The organism is Polaromonas sp., assembly GCF_049790275.1.
Lineage (GTDB): Bacteria > Pseudomonadota > Gammaproteobacteria > Burkholderiales > Burkholderiaceae_C > Polaromonas.
The window spans coordinates 1-20,043 of record NZ_JBAQYR010000141.1 but is presented as its reverse complement, the minus strand read 5'-3'; the positions used below and the strand labels follow the sequence as shown (position 1 = coordinate 20,043).

Genomic DNA, 20,043 nt, shown 5'->3' with positions numbered 1-20,043 from the left:
CCGCGACGGTCCATTTTTCACCGGCTTTTTGCCCCATAGCTACGGCTATGGCGCTGCAAACCCGGCAAAAACTGGCCTCGCCGGGGCCACTTCTCGCTTCGACGCCTTCTGCCGCCCAGACTCCTAGCGCCTGCGCAGGGGTTCCAGCAGCGAGGACAGGCCGTTGTGGTCGATTTCGTGCATCAGCGCAAGAAGGCGGCCGATCTCACTATCGGGGAAGCCTTCGCGAGCAAACCAAGTCAGGTAATTACCCGGCAGGTCGGCGATGAGCCTGCCCTTGTACTTGCCAAAAGGCATTTCACGCGTTACCAGCAGTTGCAGATCTTCCGGCTTCATGCCGCTTTTCCGCCTGACCATTTAACCGTCCAGCCCTGCTTTTCAAGCCATGTGGTCACCAGCACGCCATGGTCGCCCTGCACTTCAACCACGCCGTCCTTCACCGTGCCGCCGGAGCCGCAGGCAGCCTTGAGCTGCTTGCCGAGCTGGGCCAGTGCCGGCGCCTCCAACGGCAGCCCGCGAATCACGGTGACGCTTTTGCCGCCGCGGCCCTTGGTGTCGCGCGATACCCGCACAATGCCGTCGGTGGGCAGGGCAGGCCCGGCCTGCCTGCACACGCAGACGCCCACCGGTTGCCGGCATGCGGGGCACATCCTGCCCGCCCCGGTGGAATAAACCAGACCTCCGCCTGATGGATGATTTTTCATGGCCGGTTCTTTCGCTCTGCCGCCGATTTTGCATCAGCGTCCGGTGGCCGCTTCCCTGAAATAGCGCACACGGTCGGCATCCGCAGGATGGGACGCAAAAGCAATGCCCAACCATGAGTCCTGCACCGACGCCCTGCTCCCGCGTTCGCTCTGGCCCTTGGTCCCGGCCGGGTCCCGGCTTGCCTTTTTCATTTCTTCCTTGTTCATTTCTTCTTCAAGCTTGTCGAACAGGATGACCATGGCTTCAGGCGAAATGGCCGCGGCCTTGAGGATACGCACAGCCTCGGCGTCTGCCTCGCGCTCGGCTTCCCGCGAATAGCTGGCCTGCCCCAGCAGCACGGGCACGCCTGCCAGCACGCTGCTGAAATCCCCCAGCACCACGGCGGCCAGCCCACTCAGGACGGTAGCCTGCACCAGCAGGCGCACACCGTGGCGATGCCGCACGTGGCCTAGCTCATGGGCCAACACGGCAGTAATCACCTTTTCGTCCCCTCCCACCAGCGCCACCAGTTCATCGGTCATGACCAGGGTGCCACCGGGGAGGGCAAACGCATTCGGGCCAATGCGGCTTTGGCGAAACACCAGTTGCCAGGCGGGCACGGTGCCTGCCGGCGCCGCAGCGGCTGCCTGCGCCAGCGCAGACCGCAGCCGCGCCTGTTCGCCCGCAGGCAACTTGCTGGGCCGCATCAGGTGTTCGTCAATCACCGCCAGCGAGGTTTCGCCCAGCGAAACGTCCACGCTCAGCGGCGTCATGGCCACCACAGCGCGGGCGGCTATCGGCAAACCCCACTGCTGCACCCCCACCACAATCACCAGCAATGCCACCACACTGCCCAGCACCCAGCGCCAGCTTTGCTGCGCAGTGACCACCAGTGAATTACGCAGCCCATGGCTGCGGCACCAGTCGTCCCACACAGCGGCGTCGGCACACTGCACGGAACCTCCACCCCTGAGGTGCGCTACCCGCATGCCATGGCGGGTGCGCTCCGGCCACTGCACGTCCGCGATCGCCAGCGTGCGATGGATGCCATTGCCGGTGATCTGCAGGACAGCACCGTCGAGTTGCAGCGTGACCGGCTGCGCGCGGGCACTGACGCCGTCAAAATAACTGGCAGGAAGTCCTGATCCTGGCGTGGCGTCCATCACGGCCAGGCTCAAAGCCCGATGTCGATACCGAAGACATCACCGGCGGCGTCGCCGGCGGCATCCCCTTCCACCGCCCGTACCTGGCTCACCAGCGTGTCCGGGCTCACCCGGCTCTTGACGGTCACCGCCTCCAGCCGGATGCGCGCAAGGGCCACCGCGGCGAATGGCCAATACAGCCCCAGCGTGAGGATCACCAGCAGCCAGTTCTTGATGGTGACCCACAGCAGCGCCCTGAACCGCAGATTGCTCAGGAAGCGCAGCGAGGCATTGCCGGTCTGCGTCCACACCAGGTTTTGCATGCGCGAAATCACATAGGGCTTGACCACCACCAGCATCGCGATGGCACTGGCAAGAAATCCGACGACCGCTACAAAAACAGCCATTCCCTTGCCCGCCCGTCCCATGGCCCCGCCCGCAAAAGCAATGGCGGCAAACACGGCTGCGGTCAGCAGCGCCGCCAGCAGCATCACGCCCAGGGTCTTGAAGACCACCTTGTAAAACGAACCCAGCGTCGCCTTGAAGTTGGTTTGCAGGGACGCCAGTGCGTAATGGTTGTGCTGGTACTGCTTGAGATTCCATAGCAGCCAGGGTGCCACGGCCACGCTCACCAGCACCACCCCCAGCACGGTAAACAAATACCAGTTCGGCGGCTTCTCGGGGTCGGCCACCCTTGTGACAGCCGCCAGAACCACCAAGCCGGGAAGAAACATGGGCAGCACGGCCCGGTAGGCATCACCCAGCGAACCCCTGAAACCGAAACGCAAACCGCGCCAGCTGGTATTGGCCATACGGAACTGCATGGAAGATTTCAGCAGCGCGGGCCAGATGGCCATCACGATGACAAAGGCAATCAGGCCAGCCGTTGCCGAAAAATTCCCCGCCACCGAATACAGCCCGAACAGCAGGCCTACCAGCAGATAACCCTTCAGCATCTTCAGCGGGTTCCCGTGAAAGTCCAGCGGCGCGCCATCGACCAGCGTATTGCCATAAAAATAACGCAGGCGCCGCACCTTGGCCCACGGGAAATAAATGCCCAGGGTCAACAGCAGCAGCAAGAGGTTGACGATCCAGATCCGGAAATACTCGCTCCCGGACCCGGTGAATTCAATGCGCAGGTGATACGCCTGGGAGTCACGCGCTCCGGACGGGGTGGCCAGGGTCCGCCCCGGGTTCGACACTGAGTCATTCATGAAAGCTCCTCCGTTCTGCGTTCTGTGGCGTTCTGTTTTCTGACGGGATGCACGGAGCACCCTCCCTGGCAAATAATGTAACGCCATCACACCCCTTGTTCGCGGTGCGGTCCGGCAGCACTGCCGTCACTCCAGGTCCGGAACGGCTGTGGGACAGACACACCCTGAAGTGAATAACCGGATATGCCACTGGCCCTTATGGGACGGGCGCAATGAGCTTCTTTTTTGATAGCAAAAAATGCAGGCAGAGGCAGGAGAAATGCGATTGAGCGTTTACCGTGGCGTTTTCCGGGACCCGCCTGCAGCGCACGCCAGGCGAACCGTTTTCAGCGCGGCTGGCATGCGGCGCGGATGATGCGCGCTGTCGGATTGGGCTGCAGGCTGCGGAATTCCACCCAGCGCGGCTGGCTCTCCGGAAAAACCGATGTCTTGTGCGACGGACCCTGCCATACCGGCAACATGTAATACGTGATCGTGGTGTACCTTGCAGTCATGTTGGCGCAGTCAAAAATCACCTGCGACTCGAACGACCGGTAGGGCACACCTTCCCTGCTCGCCCGCTCGGCCGCCCGGTTCACCCTGACCTTCATGGTGCGCAGGTTCTCGTGCACGGAAACGGGCCGCGGATCCACTTCGACGGTATTGGCCGCCGCATCGTGGGGGTCACCCATCACCGTCAGCCAGTTCGTCTGGCCGCGCCCGTACGAGCAGGCAAGCATGCAGGCCAGCGTCAGGACATGTCTTGTGATGGAGCGGACGTTCAACCGGCCTCCTGTGCCATTGCGCTGTTTATAGCAGACACCTGTTACCCGCCGTGCGCAACGCCGGAGAGGCGGCACTTGATTTTTTCAGTCGAATCGGCCTGCAGCCCGTGCCTACGAGCGCTATCAGCTATTGTTTTTATAGCGACCCGCGGTCGGGCAGCCGCACTAGATGTGTCCGACGGGCTGCGGCGTATGCCGCAGGTGAAGCGACAGGCCCAGCGCCTCCATGTGGTTGCCGTTGCGCCGCAGGACGGTTTCCGCCAGGGGCAGGAAATGCTCTTCCTCGAAACGGGCGTGCGCCGTGTAGTTACGAACCAGTTCTTCAACAGCGCCGAGATCCAGCTCAACCGGCCGGCCCTTGGCGACCGCCTTGACAGCGGGTTCCAGTTTCTTCCACAGCACCTCGATATGGCGGTGCTCTGCGGTCAGCCGCTGCACCATCGCCTCGGCAAAGTCGGCCTCCTCCCCTCGCCCGGCGCTGAGAAGCACCGCCGGAAACAGCTCGCGCTCCTCGTCCGCGTGGTGTTCATACACCGCGTGGTGGAACAGTGCCAATGTCTGGGTGGCGATGGTTTGCGCCTGCGCCGCGGCCGCCTGCAGGGCAGGCAGCTCTTCAAAAGCTTGCAGCTGCGACAGGATGCCCAGATGGCACTGGGAAAAACCAGTCAGCGGTTCGCTGGAAAGGCCGGAAGCTTGCGCGGTGGAAGGGGTCTTCATGCTGTCAATATAGTGGCCTGTTTGTGTGCACGGATTGATGCACATCAACAAACCCGGCCCCTTCCGCCAAGGCCTGGCCGGTGGCGATTTCCCGGTCAACGAGGCGTCGGAAAGCTACCAGCCAATGGCCTTGGGCAACCAGGTGGCAATCGCCGGGAAGAAAAAGACCAGCACGATGCCCAGGATCTGCAAGCCGACAAAGGGAATCACGCCCAGGTAAATGTGGCGCGTGCTCACCTCCGGCGGTGCTACGCCGCGCAGGAAAAACAGCGCCCAACCGAACGGCGGCGTGAGAAACGAGGTTTGCAGGTTGACGGTGATCATCATCGCCAGCCAGACCATGTCCACGCCCGCTGCCGCAAAAATCGGCAGAAACAGCGGCACCGCAATGTAGCTGATCTCTATCCATTCGATGAAAAAACCGAGCACGAAGATCAGGCCCATGAGGAACCACACCGCGGTGTTGACGCCGCCGGGCAGGAAGGCGAACAGGTCTTCGATCAGTTTTTCACCCTGCAGGCCGCGAAACGCCAGGCTGAAAACCTGGGAGCAGATCAGGATGAACAGCACCATGGCCGAAATACGCGTGGTGGTCTGCATCACGTCGCGCAGCACCGCCAGCGACAGCCGGCGCGCCAGCGCCACCACCAGAATGGAGCCCAGTGCGCCCATGGAAGCCGCCTCGGTGGGCGCCGCAATGCCGCCGATGATGGAGCCCAGCACCGACAACACCAGCGCCAGCGGCGGCAGCGCCACCTTGAACACGCGCAGCCACAGCTGCGAGCGCGACACCGCATCGCGTTCCGATTGCGGCACCGGTGGCATGGCATCGGGGCGGATCATGCCGTAAACCACAATCCACGCCACATAAAGACCAGCCAGCATCAGGCCCGGCATCACCGCGGCGGCAAACAGGGTGCCGACCGACAGCTGCATGATGTCGGACAGCAGGATCAGCACCAGGCTGGGCGGAATGATCTGCCCCAGCGTGCCCGAGGCGCAGATCGCCCCGCAGGAAATGGCCGGGTCGTAGCCGCGGCGCAGCAGGGTCGGCAAAGTCAGCAACCCGAGCGTGATGACTGTCGCCCCCACAATGCCGGTGGTCGCCCCCATCAGCACGCCGACGCCGATGATGCCCAGCGCCATGCCGCCGCGCAGGCCACCGGCCAGGTGGCCGATGACGTCGAGCAGGTCTTCGGCCAGGCGTGACTTTTCGAGCATCACGCCCATGAAGACAAACAGCGGGATTGCCAGCCACTGGTAGTTGGCCACCACGCCGTAAATGCGCGCCGGCAGCAGGTTGAACAGCGATTCGCCAAAACCCATGAAGCCGAAGATGAAGCCGCTTGCCGCCAGTGTGATGCCCACCGGCACACCGGCCAGCAGCATCACGAAAAAGCCGATCAGCAGGCCAATCGCCAGCCATTCATTGATGCTCATGGCGCGGCTCCCGTGGCCTGCGCGGAAGAAACCCCGAACAGGCGCAGCGCCGCGCCCACACCCTGCGCCGCGGCCTGCAGCGCGAACACGGCAAAGCCCAGCGGTATCAGCGCCTTGAGCATCCAGCGATGGGTGAGCCCGCCAGGATCGGACGAAATTTCATTGATGGCGTAGGACTGGCTCACGAACTGGATCGAATACCGGATGACCAGCACCGCCATGGCCATTGCCAGCAGTGCGGCCAGCAGATCGACCGCCGCCTGACCGCGCGGCGAATACCGCGCATAGAAAACATCGACACGCACGTGTTCGCCCTTGAGCAGCGCGTAAGTCATGCCGAACAGCACCAGCGGCGCAAGCAGGTGCCATTCCAGTTCCTGCGCCCAGACCGAGCCAATGCTGAAGGCGTAACGCAGCAGCACATCCACGGCCATCAGCACCACAATCGCCAGCGTGAGCCAGGAGGCTGCGCGTCCGGTCAGGTCAACAACCCGTTCGATGCGCGCAACAAAAGCAGCGGCCAGGGCATGGCCGCCCCCTGAAGAGGATGAAGGCATGGGCAATCAGGCCGACAGGATCTTGGCGTGGTACGGGCCTTCGCTGTAGCCGGCCCAGGCGTCGTACTTTTTCTTGTACGCCATGTAGGAGTCGTGCACTTTTTTGGTCATCGGGTCCTTGGCCACCGCTTCGGCCAGCACCTGATTGGTGACCTCGCGCAGCTTTTTGAGCACTTCGTCGGGTAGCGGCCGGGCCAGCACACCCTGGTTCTTCACCAGGTCGTCCATGGCCTCGGCATTGTTGCGCTGGCACCAGCCTTCGCTGATCACGTTGCAGGCGGCCGAAGCGTTCTCGACCACGGCCTGCAAGTCCTTGGGCAGCTTGTCCCAGGCGGCCTTGTTGATCAGCAGTTCGGACACCGTGGCCGACTCGTGCCAACCCGTGGTGTAGTAATACTTGGCGGCCTTGTGCAGGCCCAGCTTGCGGTCCTGGAAGGGGCCGACGAATTCGGCCGCGTCAATCACCCCGCGCTCTAGCGCAGGAAAAATTTCGCCACCCGGCAGCAGCTTCACATCGACGCCCAGCGCTGCATACACGCGGCCCGCCAGGCCCGGAATGCGCATCTTCAGGCCTTTCAGGTCGGCACTCGACTTGATTTCTTTCTTGAACCAGCCCGTCATCTGCACGCCGGTGTTGCCGCAAGGCATGGCCACCATGCCGAACGGTGCATAGACCTCGTTCCACAGCTGCTGGCCGCCCCCGTCGTAGAGCCAGCCGTTGATGCCCTGGAAGTTCAGGCCAAAGGGCACAGCGGTGAAGTACTGCGCCGCAAAGGTCTTGCCGGTCCAGAAGTAGCTGTTGGCATGGTTCATTTCCACCGTGCCGGCACGCACGGCGTCAAAGCCTTCAAATGCGGGAATCAGCTCGCCCGCACCGAACACCTGGATCTTCAGACGGCCACCCGACATCGCATCAATCCGTTTGGCCAGATCAGTCGCACTGCCCGGCCCTTCCATGTAGAACGGCGAGCCCTTGCCATAGGCGCTGGTCATTTTCCAGTTGAAGCTTTGCTGGGCACGGGCAATCGCCGGAAAGCCGAGCGCGGTGCCGGCAGCGGCAGCAACAGAAGCCTGGGTAAGCAGTGAACGTCGAGTGGGGGTCATGCGGATCTTCCTTGGGTGGTTGAGAGGCCGACAAGGCGCCGCCCCTGCTACGCATACGGGATGGATGCGCCAGAGGTTGGCATGCAAACCGCGTGCCACCGGCGCACGACTGCGGCCATGTTTCTTCCCCGTAGTGCAACCCCTACATCACGTGGTGCATACCCGACAGAAATGCAGCAAGCAATTGCTGTGCAGGGCGGCTGGCCTGCGCGCTTTCATCGACAGCCCCCATTTCGAACCATCCAAGACCGTGTATCTCTAGTGTCGGCAGTCGTGTCCGGTAAAGCCCCCGCTTATTCCACCGCCTCGGCACACAGCGCGGCGACCACCGGCTCCGTCAGTTTTTCACCCAGGCGCAGGCCCAGCTGGTGATAGGCCTCCCACTGTTCTTCGTCAAAAAACTGGTCACCGGTGGGTTGTTGCGGAAAGCTGGGGTGGCGCGCTGCATAGCCGGCAATTTCCAGCGGCATGCCGGGAAGCATGCGCGGTTTGAGCACCACCAGCAGGCCTGGCCGCTTGCGCCTGGCGTAGTGAATACGGGCAAGCAGGAAGCACTCCGGGCCGGGTTGGCCGGTGAAGGCCTTGCAGCTTCCCACACAGGCGTAAAAAGCCCGCAGCTCTGCGTTCTGGTGCACCATGCCTGCCGGGTCGATGAATTCGATGCGCGCGCCATAGTCGATCTCGGCCTTGCGCGCCATGTTCTCCAGGTCGCCGAAGGTGTAGTCGGGGTCAGCGCCGCAGTCGGCCACCACGATCAGGTCCAGTTCTCGCTTGAGCAGCGCGTACACGCCGGTGTTCTCGAAGTGCCCGCCGTCCGACACATACCAGGCCGTGCTGCGCAGCCCCGGAAAGCGTGCCAGAAGTTCGGCCAGCAACAGCGATGGCTTGGGAAAAAGCATGGCCATCGACCTCCTCTGCCGGTCCACCGCAGGCTGTTTCTGCGGATGGCTGGCCTGCCTGGGCAGCAGCAGTTTTTCCGTCCAGTAGCCGAGACGCAGGCCCGAGAGGAAAAGCAGCGCGGCCAGCCCGGGAGAGGTCTGCGAACCCATGCCGCTGCTGGCCGCCGCGCCCGACACCGCCACCCAGCGCGAGAGTTTTCCCGGCACCGGCAGCTTGTCCGGCGGCGTGGGCAGCGCCGTGCCGGTTTCCACACCGAGTGAACTCACGGTCAGCGCGATGCCCTTGCGGTCGGCGTTGTAGTTGCCCGTGCGGTCGTCCACCGACTGGTTGATGCAGCAGGTGATCAGGTGAACCGGGCCACCGTGTTCTTGCGGCTGGTAGTTCATCAGTTCCACGTCGTCGCCTTCCACCGCCTCGATCAGCCTGGCCACCTGCTCGGTGGCGGTACGGGTGACCGGGTTCAGCGGCGACCCGCCGGCAAAACGGAAACCCGGCCCGCCGGTGGCGTCCGCGGGCGCGTAGTTGCCGGTGGACACATAAGCCCGCTCGATGCGCGCGCGGTAGAAGTTGTGCAGCGACGAAAGGTTGAGCACGGCAAAGTCCTTGCGCGTTGCGCCCACGTAAACCGCGCACACCCCGCCGAGCACAGCCCAATGCAGCGCATTGAGCTGCAGGGCGGAGACATCGCCTCCCGGCAGCCAGCTCCACTTCAGGTCGAAACGCACCATGGTGTGAAACGCCGTCAGCCAGGCCAGCGCCACCAGCAACAAAAGCACCAGGCCCACCACATTGAGCAGAAGCTCCGTCTTGACCGGCCGGGTTTGCACCCTGGAAAGCCAGCGCTGCAGGGCCGGCATCACCAGGCGGGCCGCCACCACCAGGGCCGGGGGAAGCGCAAGACTCGCCTGGCTGAGCCAGGACCAGGGATGGCCCTCCCTGAGAAACTGGCGGGCCAGCCACCACGAGGCAAGGTCCAGCAGTCCGAGCACGGCAAAGGCCAGCAGGCACCACAACGCAAGTGCCAGACGTTTGGTGTGCCTCAGGCGCTGCTGCGGCACCAGCGCCGGGTTGCGATCTTCCGCCAGCCGCAGCACCATCGCGGTCAGGGGCGAAAACAGCAGCGCCGCACCCAGCAGCGTCAGCGCAGCCGCCCACGGCATGCCGCCGGGTGCCAGGCCGGACAACGTGCTTTGTATCAGCCGCACACCCACGGCCGCCGTCAGCACAGCCACCACGATGTCACCGGCCATCTGCCCAGGCCTGTCCCGGCAAAACCAGTAGCGGAAGATGAAATGGCAGCCGGCAAACACCGGCAGCGGCAACAGGCACCACCAGACCGAGCCCGCACTGGCCCAGAAAGGCGCGGGCAAAGCGGGAAACGCTTCCATCACCACATAGGGTGACAGCATGAAGGCAGCGGCCAGCAGCATCAGCACCGCCACCTCGAAATGTGTGGACAACACGCCGCGCAGGATGGAAGCAAAGGCCTGGCCCAGGTCGCGCGCGCCGGCCGGCGTGAGGTAGCGGCCGTTGCTACGCAGCCACCACAGCAGCAGGGTGTCGTCGCTGCCGAAGCGCTCCTGCACCGCCTCGGCACCCTGGTTTTTCTGATAGAGGCGGCCTAGCGCCGAACCGATGTAGCCGCCGCCGGAAACGGTGGACAGGAAACCGAAACGCGCCAGCAGTTTGTTGCGCGCCAGTGCACGCAGCAAGCCGAAACAGAAAGTCGCGCTGCGTATGCCTCCGCCCGAAAGCGCCAGGCCGCAGGTCAGGCCGTCCGGGCCGGCGCGCGCCGGCGTGGTCCCTGGCGCCGAAGCGCCGCTTTCGTCTGTGGTTCCCATGGAAATGCCTCCTTGAAAACAAGCCTTCAATCGACCCCGGCCGCCCGCCGCCGGGAGGGGCACTCGTTCACCAGCGTAGCGAGTTGGAGGGGCTCGCGCATCCTCCGTTTTCAAGAACAGCCGGCAAAGGGTTGCACCCGTACGGTTACAACCGGCCACCGAGCTGTGCTGGCGCCTCCTCCCAACGGAGGCGGGCCAGCAACTCAACCATCAAAAGCGGGTTGTCCAACTGACGGACCGCTGCCCGACCCTTCTGCGGCGTGAGAACACAGCGGAACAGCCTCTCAGCCGAAGTTCACTTTCAGGCTGGTAAGCGGCGCGTCAAACGCTGCCACCCATTGCTTGCCGGACGCCACTGGTCACGCATCGGTTCTCAGGTGCCTGTGGTCACCAAGTCGCCTGGCTGAAGGTCCGCGCACCGGGGCAAACACCCAGTTCCTGCACGAAGTAAAGCAGCGCCTTGTCATGCCCCGAACCTTACCGCCCCGTTGCTGGCTCTGCTTGCTCGCCGCCTTTTTTGCCCGCTTTGTCTTCCTGGATGTCGCGGTCCTTGAGCTGGGTCAGCTCTTCGGTCTGCATCGGGTAGACACGCTGCACATAGAAGTAGAAAAAGGCCAGCGAAAAAGCCAGCACCAGCAGGCCAATCACCTGGGAGGTCAGCTCCAGCCCACCGGCGTTGATCTTCACGGAGTTCAAAGTCGGGGCAGGCGCACGCGGTGCCTCGCCGGGCGTTGCGGGCGGGACCGGTTTGCTGCCGTCCTGCGGCGGCGGCGCCCACGCGCTGTAGTCGCGGTTGAACTGCACATAGGTCATGTACAGGCCGAAGCACACGATGAGCATCACCAGGAAAAACAGCAGGCCCGTGGACCACAGGTGCCACATCCAGCTCGACTGGATGAATCCGCGCTTCCACTGCTCATGCGCGGCGCTTCCCTTGACGTTGGCGATCATCGCCGCTTCCACGTCCTTGCGGCCCTCCTCGCTCAAGGGCTCCCTTGCGGGCGCCGTCTGCGCCGGCACCTGCCCCTTGACCTGCGCGCTGATTGCCTGCAACTGTGCCAGCTTGTCTGCCGCGGTCGCATCCGCCGGCGCGGCCTGCGCAGCAGCGCCCAGGCACAGCGCCAGCATGAACGCCAGGCAGGCCCGCGTGCTCAAAACTTGCCCTCCCCGACATTGCTCAGGAACAGCAGGTAAAAAGCCCACTCCTGGCCGGCGCAGTTCCGGGGAATCAACTGGTCGAATCCGTCACCCGCCATCGCCCTGCGGCCGGCCGCCTCCCGGGCCGTCTTGCGCAGCGCGCTCATGTCCTCGGCTGAGCCCTTGAACGCCTTGCAGGAAATAGGGGCGGGCTTGGCCAGTGCGGCGGGCTGCGTGAAATCGTCCAGGAAGGGATATCTCTGCGCCGCCGGGCCGCCCTGGATCAGCACCGGCGTCCTCTGGTCGGTCATGCCTTCGAACGGCGTCTTCCGGAACAGGTCCTTGCCGGGCTGGCCAGGCAACTGCTGCTGCGCCATGGCGGCGAACGCCGGCATCAACGCCGCAACGACCGCGGCAGCCAGCAGCGCCGCACCCCGGCCGGCCCGCCCGGACTTGCCCCTGTGATGATCTGTCAGATAACCCATCGCATGCTCCTGTGTTGAGGACAGCCAGGGCGCGTGTCACGCCAGGCTGCCCATCAAAACGTCTCCTCTGGTGTAGGCGTCCGTGAACCGGTCGAGCCCGTGGTAGCCGCCGTTGACCTGCCAGCGCGCCGTGCGCATGTCCTGCCGCACAAGGGCCTCCTTGATCTGGCGTTCGCGGTCCCCCAGAAAAAGGGCGAGCAGCTCCGCCGCAATGCCGGAGGCGCCAGCCAGTTCCGGCTCGGCTTCCAGGTTCACCGGCCGGTTCAGGCGCGGTCCGTAACTGGCGTAGTTGTGTCGCCCGGTGAGCTGGATGAAGCCTCGCCCCTTGTAGCGCGCGCCGTCCGGCGCACCGCGGTTGCCCAGGTCTTTGCGGCTGTCGTACAGGTCAAAGGCATGGCCGTTCGGCGAGGTGTTGTACTTCGACTGTCCTTCACTGACGGGCAGGAACACCTCGGCCTCCGCGCGTATCGTGGCCAGCGCCATGAGGACCATGGGTTTGTCCACCAGCCTGCGCTGGCGCAGGGCGTCCAGCACAAAGGGCAGATTCTTCTTGATGTTTCCCACCGGCGTGAACGGAAACATGCCGCAGGCAAGCTGTGTGGTGACCGAGGCCAGCGCGTCGGCCAGCTCGCCCGAGCCACCCAGTCCCAAAGCGCGCAGTGTGCGCGGGCCGGCCACCCCGTCGGCCAGCAGCCCCTCGCTGGCCTGAAACGCCAGCACCGCCGCCTCGGTGCCGGCGCCAAACTGTCCATCCGGCCGGCCCGGGTCAAAGCCCGCCGCCAGCAGCGCGTCCTGCAGGTTACGGACTTCCGCGGAAGCCGCCCCGCGGCGCAGTGTGGTCAGACTCATGCTGCACCTCCCTCGCGGTACATCTCCACCGCCTGGTTGACGCCGTCCACGACGACAACGCCACCCCACACGCGAGTGCTTCCCGGCGGTGCGGCCGCGCCGTAGGCCACCAGCTGAACCGGCCCGCTGACCAGGGTGCCGGGCGGGTCCAGGTAGCGAAACAGCGCGAGGTTGACAAAGGCGTTGTCGTACCACTCCACCGTGGACCGGACAAACTCCGTGCCGCCCACTTCTTCGTCGTTCACGGCCCCGGCAACGTCGTCCAGCGTCGACTTGTTGATCTCCCGGATGTATTGGTCCTCGTCCATTGCTCGCTCCCCCGCTGCGCTCACAGGATGTTGGCGGCCTTCATGGCCTTTTGCACTGCGTCAATCGCCGCAGGATCGCGCGCATTGACGATGTAGTTCTGCATGGCGCGCCTGGCCAGCCTGGCGTCCTTCGGAATCTTCTCCGCGTCCATGCCCAACGTGGCCAGCGCCTTGGCCAGGGCCTCCGGGGTGGCGCCCGGTTGCGCCAGCGCGGCGGTCAGTTGCCGCTTGGTGGTGCGCGCGGCCGGCGTCAGCAGCGCCACGTCGCGCACCATCTGGATTTTTTCGTTCGCGTCGTCTTCCTTCTGCACCGCCTGCTGCTGGATGGAAATGATCGCGCCATTGAGCGTGCCGGCTGCGTAGTAGTCATGCAGGTCGGTGACCGCCTGTGTGAACGGGTAGGCATCGATGTCCTGCTGCAGGCCGCCGATGATGCGCACCAGCACTTCCTTGCGCTGCGCGTTCATGGTCGCCACCAGGGCCTCGATGCTTTTCTCGAAATAGAAATGCTTGTCGACATTGGTCTTGAGGCCGCCCACGCCGGCCGCCGTCGCCGCCAGGTTGGTCTTGGCGCGCGCCGATCCGACAATGGTTCCCAGCAGGTTGAGCGTCATGGTGGCCGCATCGGTGGCCGAGTCGATCTGCTGCTTCTCCGAGGTCAGTCCGCGTATGAACTGGATGTAGCGCAGGTCCATGGACACCAGCCGGCCAGTGACAAAGTCGTCGCGCGCATCGCGCCCGGGGGCCTTGTAGTAGTTGGCAATGCTGCTGGCATTCTGGTACTGCTCGGAGAGCTGCTTGAGGTCGGTGTTGATGTCAAACGACGGCTCGGGCGCCCCGCCGTTGCGCACCGTCTGACAACCGCCCAGCGCGAGCCCGGCAAAGAGCAGCACGGCCTGGCCTGCACGCCTGAAACCGTGCTCTCCACTGAAAATAAAAAGCCGCAGGTCCATACATTTCGGTCTGCACGTCCGCGGCGGTGGCCCCCGCCCCGCCCGCGGGTGCCCAACGACCCGTACTCCGCAGGCAAATTACATTCCCTCCGTAGGCCGTGCGCATCCCCTATTTGCAGGAGAAAAACCTGTGATATTTTGACGCATTCCGGGCCATCCGGAATCAAAAACTTGAAGCAAAATCAGCCGCCATCCCAATGCAGACGGGCGCTGACAGCTATGTTTTTGATAGTCAGCAGAAAATGATGGCGAGCAACGCCGGGTCGTCCATCAGGTTCACCAGCGCGTAGTTGCCCAGCCGGTAGGCCGTATACAGGGCCTGCGCCATCAGTTGCTCGAAAACGTCTCTTCTTTTTTTTTGTTGCGCCGGCGTCGCTCAGGCCTTGGTCTGCGCAGCCTTGCGGTCAGCCACCACTTTCTGCGCGGAAGGCCTCTCGCCGATGAACTTGATGTAGCCCTTGTAGTCCACCCCGCCGGCCAGCAGCAGGTCTTCACCGAACGCGGCCTTGCTGGCCATGCCGACCAATGGCAGGTTGGCAAAAGCGGCGCAGTCGGCCTGGGTGAAGTTCTCGCCCGCCACATACGGCGAGAATTTGGCGAGGCGCTTGAAGGCCGCGATATTGGTTTCCAGCTGCTTGCGGATGCGCGCCAGGTTGCCTTCGCTCAGCGGCTCGGCACCGAAAAATGCCGAACCATACAGCTGCCGCGCGACGATCTCCAGGTGCCAGTCGATGTAGGTGGTGAGCTCGCGCACCTTGGCCGCGGCAAAGGTGTCGGCCGGCAACAGCTGCGGCTGCGGAAAAGCCGTTTCGATGTAGTCCAGGATGGCCTGGCTCTCGCACAGCCCGCCCTGCTCCGTGCGGATAAAGGGAATCTTGCCCAGCGGCGAAGCACCGAGGATGGCCTCGTCCTTGCTGTGCGTGGCTGCGTACTCTTCGGTGAAAGGCACGCCTTTTTCAAGCAGCGCGAGTTTGACCTTGTTGTAATAGTTGGAAACGGGAAAGCCGCAGAGGGTAAGCATGGGAAGTCTCCTGGTTGATGCCGCCAAGTTTATGCTGCCCCGCGGGGCCGGCATGCAACGGCGGTGACAGCTAGCCCGGAGCCCGCCGCCAGTGGCCTGCAACGTTGAAATGGGAGGCGAGGAACGCGTGAGAGGGGGTGCGATGCAAGGCGCAAAGCACAGCGATGCCCGAGGCATCGCGCGCATTTGCAACGCCGCAGCGTGCCACGTATCGCGTGGGCAGCGCCTTCCGGTTTCAGCGTTACAGGTCACTAGTTGTTGAACAGCGGCGTCAGCAGCCGCACGGCGATGTTGAAGCTGTCGCCCACAGGTATGGCGCGCACCACCTCGGCCTCGCAGGTCAGCGGATGCGGGCCGGTGCTGCCCGGAAACTCCAGCACCATCTCCAGCTGGCTGCCTACCTCATAGCTGCGGTCGGAAGCGAAACTGAGGCCGGTTGCGCTCAGGTCATGTGTGGCACCCTCCTCGCCCTCCACCATCAGGCGCACGGCCACGCCGAAACGCGGTGCCGCACGGTGTTCGACCAACACGGCCTTCTTTTCAGTGGTGCTGTCAGTTTCCATGTTTTGTCTCCTTCTTCTGTCAATTCAGGGGCCATGCAGTCAACGGGCAGTCAACGCAAAGGAGCCTCAAAGATAACTTCCCTGGCGTAGCCTGCGTGTAGGCGTCAGAACAGCCGGCCTGTCAGACAGCAGCCAAGCGGCATGGTCCCGGCCGGGCCGCCGTGGCCAATGCCGCAAATCCCGCTGCACGCCGTGCGGGGCAGCACCTTGAAGCCAAATCGGCCACTAGCCCAATCCAGACGGGTGCCACCAGCTACTGTATTGATAGCAAATAGCTACCTGGCCACAGCTATCTGCAAAGCTGGGTTTCGCAGGGCACGCCATCGTTGTCGCCATCCATCTTGGTGCCGGGACAATTTTTCAGGAACCAAGTGGCTTCGGCGCAAGAGGTCATCTGTGAGCAATGCTGCCGGCCGTCACAGACAAAGGAGGCCGTCGCGGCGCGCGAGGGCGCCAGATCCAGCAAGGGTTGGCCTGCAGGGAGCGACGGCTCACTGCTGCGCTGTGCCTGCGCCACCTTTTGGTAATACGCATAACCCTGCCAGCCCAGCACCGCCACCAGAAGCAGCGCAACCACCGTCTTCGTCGCACTGCTGGCCGAATTGCCCGAACGGCTGATACGCACGGGGCGATCGCTGCGGTCGGGCTGATACGCGGCTTGCAGCGGCCCGGTACCCCGCACGTTTACTGCGCACTTCTTGCCCTGGGGATTCAGCTTCACCTCAAACGTCAGCGCCTCGTTCAGCACCGGCCGGCCACGAAGGCGGTATTCGGAGATGTGGACAAAGATATCCTGCCCGCCCTGGCTGGGGCTGATGAAACCAAAACCCTTGTCGTCGTTCCAGCTTTTGAGGGTGCCTTCGAAGCGCATGGGTGGGACTTTAGTGTGTTCGACTTCAGTCGGTTCTTGACCAGCAAGTTAGGCCCCGCCCGCACCTGCCAGCACCTCAATCCGGAACATATGGTCCCTTGACCTCACCCCAACCCCACTTGGGCATGGGGGCATGAATGTCGACAGTTGCGCCCTGCTGCGAGTTGATGACCGCGAGGCGTGTGCCCCATTCCAGGTAGGCAACGAGCGCAGAACGAAACTCCGGGTCATCAGGCATCTTGAGTTCGTCAGCAGTGTCGAGCAACAATGTCAGCCACGTTTTTCGCTGCTCGTTTGTCAGATGTCGGTTCAGGTGGTGCCGGATCATTTCCGGATGCCCGCCGTGCTTGGAGGAGTACTCGGGCGGCCCTCCCAAGACTTCGGCCAGGAATGCGGCCACATGTGCCGGATGCTCGGGTCCCATGTGCTCGAAGATCGGCTTCAGTACCGGGTCTTGCGGCACGCGTTCATAGAACCGCGTTGTCAGGCGCCGAAGCGCGTCAATACCGCCGAGCCAGTCATACAACGAAGGTGGGGTGGTGGACGACATATGGATGAGTTGCGAGGCCTAACTTTGATATATCCCGCAAAACCGCGGAATAACATGGCGCAGGAAAATCGAAAATCATGTTTGTAGTCATGTGCTCAGCTTGATCGACTGCGTGTTTGTACAGGTATATTGAATTTGACAAGTCGCCGTCGGGTTCAGCTGACTATCCCAAAAACAGACGAAGGACGCAATCTAAAAGCTTCTAAGCCTGCCAAACCCCATAGCCTTGTTCCCTCAACGCGATCCCCAACTCCACCTCCATGTCCCGCGCACCTTCATAAGGCATGGGGTTGTACATCGTGTAAAGCTGCGGCAGCAGCCGCACACCCCACTTCTGCACATACACGTTGGCCTGGATGCCGGCCTTGTGTTTGTCGAAGCGCACATCGGGGTCCAGCCCCGTCATGCCTACGTACACAAAAGGTTTACCGAGCTGGTAGTCGGGGTTGGCGCGGCGGAAGCGGCCCACGTTCCACACTTCGTCGGACAGCTCGATCACATACACGTGGTAGTGGTGGCTGCGCGGTGTACGTGGCGGTTTTTTTGCGCGCGCCGGGGCCGGGGCGGCATCGGCTGCGGCCGCTGGCTTTTTCTTTCTGGCAGTTTTGCGGGACGCGGTGGCCATGGTGAAAGGAAGTATGCGTCAAGCTGTCGGGTTTCTGGAATGCTACCAAATACATAGCTGCTTGCGCCCGACCACAAAGGGCTGAGGCATGATTTGATCATTTTCCGCCACAGTGCCAGCACGTCAGGCGGCTGAAGTTTTTGCCCCGAGGTCTTTAGACAAGAGAGTTCCTTCGTTTGGGGGGCGCGGCAGAACCGGGGGCCGGGTCCCTGATCACGATCACGCTGGTCCCCAGGGCGCTGGGTTGGGGAACGTTGTCGCGTATCGTGAGCATGACAGCGATGATGGCTTGCTGCAAATTGGTTTTCAGGCTGAACTGCAGCTTGCCCAAACCCCAGAAGCTGTGCGAACCGGGCTCCAGCGGGGTTCCCGCGGCCGCCGTGGTGCAGCCCCGGTGCAGGCCATAACGCAAGGCCAGCAGCAAACCCAGACGGCCCCAGCCCCTGCCCTGCTGGCCGTCCACGGTGCGGGGGTAGTCGAGGTTCAGGTGTGTGCCCCCCTGCACCATGACCTTCATGTGAAAAACCGTGGTGCCGTTTTCCGTGATCGTCAGCTTGCCGCCGCCCAGCACGGCCCGCACGCCCGTGGCGATCTCGATGGCATGGCCGGAGTCGAGCACCTTGGCGCAGTCAATCACCCGCCGCAGAAGGATGGTGGTAGGCATGGGAAATTCCTTTCCGGGCCATGCGGATGCAGGGCAACCTGCACCCAAGCGTAAATGCGGTGCCGCCCGGCGTCATCCTCCAAAAGGTGGAAGAAGAAAGAAGTAAGCAGGAAGCGGCGGAGCCGGAATTGCTCCGGCCCGGCCGGTGTTCAGCCCACCTGCGACGCGTCCCGCCGGCGCAGCGCCCAGGCGAAGAAAACGCCCTCGGCCGCCATGACCAGGCCGCCCAGCGCCACCACCGCGCCGGAACCCAGCCGTCCGATCAGGGCCGCGGCCAGCACCACGCCGGCGGACTGGCCCAGGAACAGGAACGAGGCGAACAGCGAGACGGCGGTGCCGCGGGCGCCGGGCGCCATCTGCGTGGCGTTGGCCTGCATGGTGTTGTGGAACATGAAAAAACCAAACCCTGCCAGCAGGCTGGCAGGCAAGGCGGGCAGCCAGTGCGGTGTGTAAGCCAGCACCAGCGCACACAGCCCCACCAGCGCGCCGCCCACCAGAACCAGCCCTTGCTGGCCGAAGCGGCGAATCATGTGGCGCCCGACGGCCATGTAGAGCACGCCGCCCAGGCCGAACAGCGCCACGATGGCACCCGCCACCGATAGCGACAGGCCCAGCGAGCGGTGCAGGTGCGAGGCCCAGATGGCCAGCGCGCCAAAACCCGCGGCGCCTTCGACAAACGCCATCAGCAGCACCACGCGCGACCATGGGCCGGTGGCAATGAGCAGCGCCTGTTTCACAAAGCCCGCAGGCGGCGCGGCCTGCGCATGGGGCACGGCCATCACGGGCCGCAGCGCCTGCGCGGCCTGCTGCCGGCGCCAGTCCATCCACAGCAGCGTGCCAACCACACCAAAGAGCAGCGTCAGGAAAACAAAGGCCCAGCGCCAGCCCAGCGCGTCGGTCAGCAGCCCGCCGGCCAGCTGGCCGCCCACAATGCCCAGCGTGCTGCCCAGGCCGGTGCGCGTGAGCATTTCCTGCAGCTGCCCGGAAGGAACCGTGTCACCCACCCAGGCCATGGCCAGCGGAATCAGCGCTGCCGCGCCCAGCGCCATCAGCAGGCGCGCAAACACCAGCATGTCCAGGCTGGTGGCCAGTGCCGCCACCACGCTGCCCACGCAGCAGCCCAGCGTGGCAAAAGTAACGATGCGGAACTTGCCCAGCCTGTCGCCCAGCGGTCCGTAGAAGAGCTGGGCCACGCCATACGTCACCGCAAACACCGACACCACCTGCGCCGCCTGCACCAGGCTGACGGCAAACACACGTGACAGCTCGGGCAGCATGGCGTCGCAAATGCGCTGCGCCACCATGCTCGCGAAGGTGGCAAAAGACAGCAGGAGAATCGACCGCCGCGTGGCTGCGGAAAGAGGGGCGGAAACGATGGAGGTCACAGGCGGCAGGGCTTCATGAACGGGGGGATGACGGGGCAACTGGTACGCAGCAAGAGGCGCTACGCGTGCCGGTTCATTGTAGGCAGGACGGCAGATGAGTGCCCGGCGTTCATGCGTTCATTAGCGTTCAACGCCCTGAAGGGTCAACCGCGTCGCTCAATCGGGCCAGCGGCCGAAGCCGGCAGCCAGCCCTCCCGGTTCAGCGGCCCTGAACCGGCGGCAGGGGGATGTATTGCGGCCTGCGCTCGCCCTGCGGCAGGCCGATCACC

The 20,043-nt window shown here is 63.8% G+C and carries 22 protein-coding genes; all 22 read right to left on the bottom strand.

Features of this window, described 5'->3' with window-relative positions; genetic code table 11:
- Positions 1 to 123 precede the first annotated feature (123 nt).
- The 22 genes from WA904_RS19475 to WA904_RS19370 all read right to left on the bottom strand — a co-directional run bounded on the left by WA904_RS19475 (position 124) and on the right by WA904_RS19370 (position 19,774).
- Positions 124 to 336 (bottom strand): DUF3820 family protein, encoded by a 213-nt coding sequence (locus WA904_RS19475; RefSeq protein ID WP_425198783.1) that lies wholly within the window; start codon positions 334 to 336, stop codon positions 124 to 126.
- The gene (locus WA904_RS19470; RefSeq protein WP_425198782.1) at positions 333 to 704 is read right to left on the bottom strand and encodes a translation initiation factor Sui1; all 372 of its coding nucleotides are present in this window, start codon (positions 702 to 704) and stop codon (positions 333 to 335) included. Before WA904_RS19470 ends, WA904_RS19475 begins: the two co-directional genes overlap by 4 nt.
- A 33-nt stretch (positions 705 to 737) precedes the next feature.
- Positions 738 to 1,847 (bottom strand): M48 family metallopeptidase, encoded by a 1,110-nt coding sequence (locus tag WA904_RS19465; RefSeq protein WP_425198781.1) that lies wholly within the window; start codon positions 1,845 to 1,847, stop codon positions 738 to 740.
- A gap of 11 nt (positions 1,848 to 1,858) precedes the next feature.
- Positions 1,859 to 3,040, bottom strand: coding sequence for a YjgN family protein (locus tag WA904_RS19460; RefSeq protein ID WP_425198780.1), 1,182 nt, complete (start codon positions 3,038 to 3,040; stop codon positions 1,859 to 1,861).
- Positions 3,041 to 3,366: 326 nt separating this feature from the next.
- Entirely contained in the window at positions 3,367 to 3,804 is a 438-nt protein-coding gene (locus WA904_RS19455; RefSeq protein ID WP_425198779.1) for a surface-adhesin E family protein, read from the bottom strand.
- Positions 3,805 to 3,969: 165 nt separating this feature from the next.
- Entirely contained in the window at positions 3,970 to 4,521 is a 552-nt protein-coding gene (locus tag WA904_RS19450) for a hemerythrin domain-containing protein (protein WP_425198778.1), read from the bottom strand.
- Positions 4,522 to 4,635: 114 nt separating this feature from the next.
- Positions 4,636 to 5,961 (bottom strand): TRAP transporter large permease, encoded by a 1,326-nt coding sequence (locus tag WA904_RS19445; RefSeq protein WP_425198777.1) that lies wholly within the window; start codon positions 5,959 to 5,961, stop codon positions 4,636 to 4,638.
- Positions 5,958 to 6,518: a TRAP transporter small permease subunit gene (locus WA904_RS19440; RefSeq protein WP_425198776.1), complete on the bottom strand. Its 561-nt coding sequence runs from the start codon at positions 6,516 to 6,518 to the stop codon at positions 5,958 to 5,960. The genes WA904_RS19445 and WA904_RS19440 overlap by 4 nt, the downstream gene beginning before the upstream one ends.
- A gap of 6 nt (positions 6,519 to 6,524) precedes the next feature.
- Entirely contained in the window at positions 6,525 to 7,622 is a 1,098-nt protein-coding gene (locus WA904_RS19435; protein WP_425198775.1) for a TRAP transporter substrate-binding protein, read from the bottom strand.
- A 293-nt stretch (positions 7,623 to 7,915) separates the two neighbouring features.
- Positions 7,916 to 10,363, bottom strand: coding sequence for a hypothetical protein (locus WA904_RS19430; RefSeq protein WP_425198774.1), 2,448 nt, complete (start codon positions 10,361 to 10,363; stop codon positions 7,916 to 7,918).
- 477 nt (positions 10,364 to 10,840) lie between these two features.
- Complete coding sequence (locus tag WA904_RS19425; RefSeq protein ID WP_425198773.1) at positions 10,841 to 11,518, bottom strand: hypothetical protein; 678 nt, start codon at positions 11,516 to 11,518, stop codon at positions 10,841 to 10,843.
- On the bottom strand, positions 11,515 to 11,985 hold the full coding sequence (locus WA904_RS19420; RefSeq protein ID WP_425198772.1) for a hypothetical protein: 471 nt from the start codon (positions 11,983 to 11,985) through the stop codon (positions 11,515 to 11,517). Before WA904_RS19420 ends, WA904_RS19425 begins: the two co-directional genes overlap by 4 nt.
- 36 nt (positions 11,986 to 12,021) lie before the next feature.
- A complete protein-coding gene (locus WA904_RS19415; RefSeq protein ID WP_425198771.1) occupies positions 12,022 to 12,834 on the bottom strand; it encodes a peptidoglycan-binding protein in 813 nt (270 codons plus the stop codon).
- Entirely contained in the window at positions 12,831 to 13,142 is a 312-nt protein-coding gene (locus tag WA904_RS19410) for a hypothetical protein (protein ID WP_425198770.1), read from the bottom strand. Before WA904_RS19410 ends, WA904_RS19415 begins: the two co-directional genes overlap by 4 nt.
- Before the next feature lie 20 nt (positions 13,143 to 13,162).
- Positions 13,163 to 14,095 (bottom strand): hypothetical protein, encoded by a 933-nt coding sequence (locus WA904_RS19405; protein WP_425198769.1) that lies wholly within the window; start codon positions 14,093 to 14,095, stop codon positions 13,163 to 13,165.
- A gap of 376 nt (positions 14,096 to 14,471) precedes the next feature.
- Entirely contained in the window at positions 14,472 to 15,116 is a 645-nt protein-coding gene (locus WA904_RS19400) for a glutathione S-transferase family protein (protein ID WP_425198768.1), read from the bottom strand.
- A 251-nt stretch (positions 15,117 to 15,367) separates the two neighbouring features.
- Entirely contained in the window at positions 15,368 to 15,679 is a 312-nt protein-coding gene (locus WA904_RS19395) for a PilZ domain-containing protein (protein ID WP_425198767.1), read from the bottom strand.
- Between the two features lie 289 nt (positions 15,680 to 15,968).
- Complete coding sequence (locus WA904_RS19390) at positions 15,969 to 16,550, bottom strand: cold shock domain-containing protein (RefSeq protein WP_425198766.1); 582 nt, start codon at positions 16,548 to 16,550, stop codon at positions 15,969 to 15,971.
- A 76-nt stretch (positions 16,551 to 16,626) separates the two neighbouring features.
- Complete coding sequence (locus WA904_RS19385; RefSeq protein WP_425198765.1) at positions 16,627 to 17,100, bottom strand: group II truncated hemoglobin; 474 nt, start codon at positions 17,098 to 17,100, stop codon at positions 16,627 to 16,629.
- A gap of 202 nt (positions 17,101 to 17,302) precedes the next feature.
- Positions 17,303 to 17,725, bottom strand: coding sequence for a hypothetical protein (locus WA904_RS19380; RefSeq protein ID WP_425198764.1), 423 nt, complete (start codon positions 17,723 to 17,725; stop codon positions 17,303 to 17,305).
- Positions 17,726 to 17,879: 154 nt separating this feature from the next.
- Complete coding sequence (locus WA904_RS19375) at positions 17,880 to 18,389, bottom strand: hypothetical protein (RefSeq protein WP_425198763.1); 510 nt, start codon at positions 18,387 to 18,389, stop codon at positions 17,880 to 17,882.
- 149 nt (positions 18,390 to 18,538) lie between these two features.
- Positions 18,539 to 19,774 carry an MFS transporter gene (locus WA904_RS19370; protein WP_425198762.1) on the bottom strand — a complete coding sequence of 412 codons (1,236 nt, stop codon included), beginning with the start codon at positions 19,772 to 19,774 and terminating at the stop codon, positions 18,539 to 18,541.
- Between the last annotated feature and the right edge of the window lie 269 nt (positions 19,775 to 20,043).

Excerpts from the sequence above, each read along its gene's own strand:
- WA904_RS19430 (WP_425198774.1), bottom strand. The coding sequence starts at position 10,363 with ATGGGAACCACAGACGAAAGCGGCGCTTCGGCGCCAGGGACCACGCCG.
- WA904_RS19405 (WP_425198769.1), bottom strand. The coding sequence starts at position 14,095 with ATGGACCTGCGGCTTTTTATTTTCAGTGGAGAGCACGGTTTCAGGCGT.
- WA904_RS19475 (WP_425198783.1), bottom strand. The coding sequence starts at position 336 with ATGAAGCCGGAAGATCTGCAACTGCTGGTAACGCGTGAAATGCCTTTT.
- WA904_RS19380 (WP_425198764.1), bottom strand. The coding sequence starts at position 17,725 with ATGGCCACCGCGTCCCGCAAAACTGCCAGAAAGAAAAAGCCAGCGGCC.
- WA904_RS19435 (WP_425198775.1), bottom strand. The coding sequence starts at position 7,622 with ATGACCCCCACTCGACGTTCACTGCTTACCCAGGCTTCTGTTGCTGCC.
- WA904_RS19400 (WP_425198768.1), bottom strand. The coding sequence starts at position 15,116 with ATGCTTACCCTCTGCGGCTTTCCCGTTTCCAACTATTACAACAAGGTC.
- WA904_RS19395 (WP_425198767.1), bottom strand. The coding sequence starts at position 15,679 with ATGGAAACTGACAGCACCACTGAAAAGAAGGCCGTGTTGGTCGAACAC.
- WA904_RS19385 (WP_425198765.1), bottom strand. The coding sequence starts at position 17,100 with ATGTCGTCCACCACCCCACCTTCGTTGTATGACTGGCTCGGCGGTATT.
- WA904_RS19420 (WP_425198772.1), bottom strand. The coding sequence starts at position 11,985 with ATGGGTTATCTGACAGATCATCACAGGGGCAAGTCCGGGCGGGCCGGC.
- WA904_RS19445 (WP_425198777.1), bottom strand. The coding sequence starts at position 5,961 with ATGAGCATCAATGAATGGCTGGCGATTGGCCTGCTGATCGGCTTTTTC.
- WA904_RS19470 (WP_425198782.1), bottom strand. The coding sequence starts at position 704 with ATGAAAAATCATCCATCAGGCGGAGGTCTGGTTTATTCCACCGGGGCG.
- WA904_RS19450 (WP_425198778.1), bottom strand. The coding sequence starts at position 4,521 with ATGAAGACCCCTTCCACCGCGCAAGCTTCCGGCCTTTCCAGCGAACCG.
- WA904_RS19410 (WP_425198770.1), bottom strand. The coding sequence starts at position 13,142 with ATGGACGAGGACCAATACATCCGGGAGATCAACAAGTCGACGCTGGAC.
- WA904_RS19460 (WP_425198780.1), bottom strand. The coding sequence starts at position 3,040 with ATGAATGACTCAGTGTCGAACCCGGGGCGGACCCTGGCCACCCCGTCC.
- WA904_RS19465 (WP_425198781.1), bottom strand. The coding sequence starts at position 1,847 with ATGGACGCCACGCCAGGATCAGGACTTCCTGCCAGTTATTTTGACGGC.
- WA904_RS19440 (WP_425198776.1), bottom strand. The coding sequence starts at position 6,518 with ATGCCTTCATCCTCTTCAGGGGGCGGCCATGCCCTGGCCGCTGCTTTT.
- WA904_RS19375 (WP_425198763.1), bottom strand. The coding sequence starts at position 18,389 with ATGCCTACCACCATCCTTCTGCGGCGGGTGATTGACTGCGCCAAGGTG.
- WA904_RS19415 (WP_425198771.1), bottom strand. The coding sequence starts at position 12,834 with ATGAGTCTGACCACACTGCGCCGCGGGGCGGCTTCCGCGGAAGTCCGT.
- WA904_RS19390 (WP_425198766.1), bottom strand. The coding sequence starts at position 16,550 with ATGCGCTTCGAAGGCACCCTCAAAAGCTGGAACGACGACAAGGGTTTT.